This window comes from Zarconia sp. (assembly GCF_057467645.1).
Window position 1 is genome coordinate 1 of sequence record NZ_JBRJXU010000156.1, and the last position, 5,077, is coordinate 5,077.

Here is a 5,077-nt window from a genome sequence, read left to right on the forward strand (position 1 = left end):
ATTTCCCGTTTAATGGCTAAAGATTGTTGGTGAAACTCGATCGCCCTCTCGTATTCCCCTCGGTTACGATAAGCATTACCCAAATTATTCAGCGAGATCGCAACTCCCGCCAAATCGCCGATTTCCTGTTGGATGGCTAAAGATTGTTGGTGAAACTCGATCGCCTTCTCGTATCGTCCGAGATCGAGGTAGTCATTGCCCAAACTTGTTAGAGAATCCGCAACGCCTGCCAAATCGCCGATTTCCCGTTTAATGGCTAAAGATTGTTGGTGAAACTCGATCGCCCTCTCGTATTCCCCTCGGTTACGATAAGCATTACCCAAATTATTCAGCGAGATCGCAACTCCCGCTACATCACCGATTTCTCGAGTGATATCTAAAGACTGCCCGAAAAAGTCGATCGCCCTCTCGTATTCCCCGAGGAAAGAGTAAACAAGACCCAAATTATGAATCGAAGCTGCTTCTCCCCAGGCATGGTCAATTTCTTGAAAAATCACTAAAGCTTGCTCAAGGAGTGCGAGCGCTTGTTCGTATTGACTCAGAGAACGGTAAACAAGCCCTAAACCCATCAGAGAGTGAGCTTCTCCCGCCACATCGCCAATGTCCTGTTTGAGAGCTAAGGCTCGCTCGAGACATGTAATCGCTCGTTCGTATTGACCTAGCAACAGATAAGAAGTGCCCAAACCATCGAGAGAGTATGCAACTCCCGCCACATCGTCAATGTCTTGAAAGATCGCTAAAGCTTGTTCGATCGACTCAATGGCCCGTTCGTATTGTCCCAAGGTACGATACACATTACCCAAATTATTGATAGCGGCAGCTTCTCTAGAGACATTGCCAATTTCTCGATAAATGACCAGTGCTTGTTCCCAAGATTCGATCGCATCTTGAAATTGACTGATTTGAAACTGCTGATATGCTTGCTGATAAAGTCGATCGGCCTCTGCTTGCCGTTCCTGAGTCGTTTGTGCCAGTACTGGAGTCTCGGCGATGGGCGACAGATGCTGCGCGGCGCGGGTAGCGGGACTCTCCAGCAGCAAAGATGCGGCAAGGAAGAGAGAAAGGAGTGGGATTTTAGAATGGTCAAGGTGCATGGGATGTCTATTCTATTCGTTCGTCATACCCTTTAGAACTCTACTTAATGTCAGTTCGGGATCGGACAGTTTCACCGCAAGGGGGAGAATGGAGTTACCTCCTGACCTGCTCGGGGATTTACCCCGGTGTTGTGCGCTCGCTCCCGATACGTGAGGTGACATCAGATCGGGTCACTCTCGAATCTTGAAAACCCCACTCTCGGTGAAGTGCGGGGTTTTCTGCCTGCGGCTTAACCCGCGCCTCACGTTACTTAACGAAATTCACCCCCATTAAAACAAGAAATATCGCTGGGCCATCGGCAACACCGTCGCCGGTTCGCAGGTTAGCAATTCCCCATCGGCGCGCACTTCGTAGGTTTCCGGATCGACTTCGATCTGAGGTAGCGCGTCGTTGAGTTTGAGGTCTTTTTTGCCAATTTCGCGGGTATTCGCCACCGCCGCCAGGGTCGTTTGCAACCCCAACTGAGTGCCAATATCTCGTTTTAGGGCTGCTTTGGAAACAAAGGTGAGACTGGTGGTGTGTTTTGCGCCGCCAAAACTGGCGAACATCGGCTGCATGTGGACGGGTTGGGGGGTGGGAATGCTGGCGTTGGCATCTCCCATTTGGGCATAAGCGATCGCCCCACCTTTAATCACAAGTTCCGGTTTGACGCCAAAAAAGGCTGGTTTCCACAAACACAAGTCCGCCAGTTTCCCTTCTTCGATCGAACCCACATACTGCGCCAGGCCGTGCATCACCGCCGGGTTGATGGTGTATTTGGCAACGTATCGCTTCGCCCGGAAATTGTCGTTTTGGCTGGAATCTTCCGGCAGATGTCCCCGTTGCACCTTCATTTTATGGGCCGTCTGCCAGGTGCGGATAATCACTTCCCCCACCCGTCCCATGGCTTGGGAATCGGAGGCAATGGTACTGAACGCCCCTAAATCGTGGAGGATATCCTCGGCGGCGATCGTCTCTCGGCGGATGCGGGACTCGGCAAAGGCGACATCTTCGGGAATGCTGGGGTCGAGGTGATGGCACACCATCAGCATATCCAGGTGTTCGTCGAGGGTATTGAGGGTATAGGGCCGGGTGGGGTTAGTGGAGGAGGGGAGAACGTTGGGTTGGCCGCAAACTTTGATGATATCTGGCGCGTGTCCGCCTCCGGCCCCTTCCGTGTGGTAGGTGTGGATGGCGCGATTTTTGAAGGCGGCGATCGTATTTTCCACGAATCCGGCTTCGTTGAGGGTGTCAGTGTGGATAGCCACTTGCACGTCGTATTTATCGGCCACCGTCAGGCAAGTATCGATCGCCGCTGGAGTGGTTCCCCAGTCTTCGTGAAGCTTCAGCCCCATCGCCCCAGCCAGAATTTGTTCTTCAAGTCCTTGGGTTTGGCTGCTGTTCCCTTTGCCCATAAACCCCAAATTCATGGGAAACGCATCGGCTGCCCGCAGCATCATGTGCAGGTTCCAGGGGCCGGGGGTGCAGGTGGTGGCGTTGGTTCCCGTGGCCGGCCCGGTTCCGCCGCCAATCATCGTCGTTACCCCAGAGGCGATCGCCGTTTCGATTTGTTGGGGGCAGATGAAGTGGATGTGGGAGTCAATTCCCCCGGCGGTGACGATCGAACCTTCCCCAGCGACGGCTTCGGTTCCGGGGCCGATAATAATATCCACGTTGTCTTGGATATAGGGGTTGCCCGCTTTACCAATTTTGTAGATTTTTCCGTCTTTGATACCGATATCGGCTTTGACGATGCCCCACCAATCGAGAATCAGGGCGTTGGTAATCACCATATCCACGGCACCATCCGCGTTGGAAATCGGCGACTGTCCCATGCCATCGCGAATCACCTTGCCGCCGCCAAACTTTACCTCGTCGCCGTAGGTGGTGTAGTCCCGTTCCACCTCGATAATTAGTTCCGTATCCGCAAGGCGAACGCGATCGCCCACTGTGGGGCCGTAGGTTTGGGCGTAGGCGCGACGATCCATTTGATAGCTCATAACACTCCTCAGGCGAGATCGGGACTTCGAGACATTATAGTATGACCGATTTGGTGGGGTGCGATAAGCGGCGATTCGACCTTGGCGCAGCCGCTCTGAAAGAGCTAGGAGACGCGCGCGCGAACGCATCTCATTTACGAGTTTTGACTGACGTGGTAACGCGGTGACACGGTGAGGAATTTAGCATTTTTAACTTGTTTTGAGAATATGCCAGTTCAATGTGGATTAACTTACTCTTTTTCAGGGAGGTCTGGGGAAACGTTTCGGGGGGGGTTCTCGATATCATATGAGAACGATGGCTTGACGTTTCTTCGTCAATTCTAGAATTGGTGTGCAACCCGAAGCGTCGCCACTGTATTGAATCTCAAAATTGAAGCCTGCCCCTTCCGCCTCCAAAAGCCATGACACCGAACTTTCCCGGCATGAACCCCTATTTGGAAAATCCTGCGTTGTGGCCTGAAGTCCATTCCTGGCTGATTGTCGAGTTGGCCCGATCTCTTAATCCCCGACTGGTTCCCAAATATCGAGCAGCGGTGGAAAAGCGGGTTTACAGCGATGCCATCCTGGTTGGTATTCCCGATGCCTCAGTGTTTGAAGTTCGTCCCGATGTAGAATCGAGTGTAAGGGCAACTCAGGTGATTCCCAAACCGGTTCGAGTCACAGTTCCCCAAATTGAAGAACGTACCGAACGCTACCTGGAAATTCGAGAAGTCAAAACCGGACGAGTCATTACCGCAATCGAACTGCTTTCGCCGACGAACAAACGAGGGGGGGAAGGTCGGCAAAAGTACCTCACGAAGCGACAAAAGGTGTTGAATAGTACGACGCATTTGGTGGAAATCGATCTATTGCGATCGGGCGATTTGATGCCGATGACCGCAACAATTTCATCAGACTATCGAATTCTGGTGAGTCGGGCAAATCTGCGTCCGGAAGCGGAACTCTACCCTTTCAACTTGCGCGAACCGATTCCGGCCTTTTCCCTGCCGCTACTGCCTCAAGAACGCGAACCCATTGTCAACCTAGCGGAGATTTTAGATCGCGCCTATTCGGAAGCGGCTTTGGATTTGACGATCGATTATTCTCAACTTCCTATCCCGCCCTTAAAGGATTCCGATCGGGAATGGGTGCGATCGTTGATGTAATTGTAACCCGAAGGTCGAGGTAGAATAATATTCCGTTTTGATTGCGATTTTTCCACCCTCGATCGATTGACTCATACGCGATCGTATAGCTATGAAAACTTCCCTCAAATGGACGATCGAAGAATATCATCGCCTCATCGATTTAAATTTTTTTCGCGATCGCCGCGTCGAACTCCTCGAAGGAGAAATTATTGAAATGCCCCCCGAAGGTCCTTTTCATGCCTTTCTCACGGAAGGAACGGTGGAGTATCTACGCGCACTTCTCTCCAGTTTGGCGTTGGTACGAGAAGCCCATCCTATCTCCCTAGCAGATTCCGAACCCGAACCGGATATTGCCGTAGTTAAACTGCCCCGCGATCGATATCGATCGCGCCATCCCCACCCAGAAGATATACTTTGGCTAGTGGAAATTTCGCGAACGACTTTAGATTTCGATCTCAACGAAAAAAAGCAAGCCTCCGCCCGATCGAATATTCTCGAATATTGGGTGGTTAATGTTAAAGCCAAGCAACTCCATGTTTTTCGAGAACCGAGTTCCGGAAGTTATACGACTGAGTTTATTTTGACAGAAGGGTCGATCGAACCGTTGGCATTTCCCGATATTTCTGTCGAGATCGAGCGCGTGTGGCAATTGCACTAAAAATTTACAAATACAAGAGTTAAATCACCTGTTATTCGTACATCAGACTTCGGAATTCCGAATTTTTTAGAGTTTAACGTGAGGCGCGGGTTAAGCCACAGGCGGTAATGCCCACTCTGGGTGAGATTTGAGAATCACCCGAGGCGAACTCGGTGAACATGTCACAACTGAGTTCACCACAGGTGGTGAATATCCTCTTCGGGTGAGTGGGGCATTCA

General features: G+C 51.4%; 4 protein-coding genes. 2 read left to right on the plus strand and 2 right to left on the minus strand.

Features of this window, described 5'->3' with window-relative positions:
- On the minus strand, window positions 1-1,094 hold a 1,094-nt coding region (locus AC2215_RS23295), incomplete at its 3' end, for a tetratricopeptide repeat protein (RefSeq protein ID WP_486812412.1).
- Between the two features lie 270 nt (window positions 1,095-1,364).
- Window positions 1,365-3,074, minus strand: coding sequence for an urease subunit alpha (gene ureC, locus AC2215_RS23300; protein WP_486812413.1), 1,710 nt, complete (start codon window positions 3,072-3,074; stop codon window positions 1,365-1,367).
- Window positions 3,075-3,475: 401 nt separating this feature from the next.
- Between ureC and AC2215_RS23305 the strand changes: the two genes are divergently transcribed.
- A complete protein-coding gene (locus AC2215_RS23305) occupies window positions 3,476-4,219 on the plus strand; it encodes a DUF4058 family protein (RefSeq protein ID WP_486812414.1) in 744 nt (247 codons plus the stop codon).
- A gap of 91 nt (window positions 4,220-4,310) precedes the next feature.
- The gene (locus tag AC2215_RS23310; protein ID WP_486812415.1) at window positions 4,311-4,859 is read left to right on the plus strand and encodes a Uma2 family endonuclease; all 549 of its coding nucleotides are present in this window, start codon (window positions 4,311-4,313) and stop codon (window positions 4,857-4,859) included.
- Window positions 4,860-5,077 lie beyond the last annotated feature (218 nt).

Coding starts and splice junctions, on each gene's coding strand:
- ureC (WP_486812413.1), bottom strand. CDS start 3,074: ATGAGCTATCAAATGGATCGTCGCGCCTACGCCCAAACCTACGGCCCC.
- AC2215_RS23305 (WP_486812414.1), top strand. CDS start 3,476: ATGACACCGAACTTTCCCGGCATGAACCCCTATTTGGAAAATCCTGCG.
- AC2215_RS23310 (WP_486812415.1), top strand. CDS start 4,311: ATGAAAACTTCCCTCAAATGGACGATCGAAGAATATCATCGCCTCATC.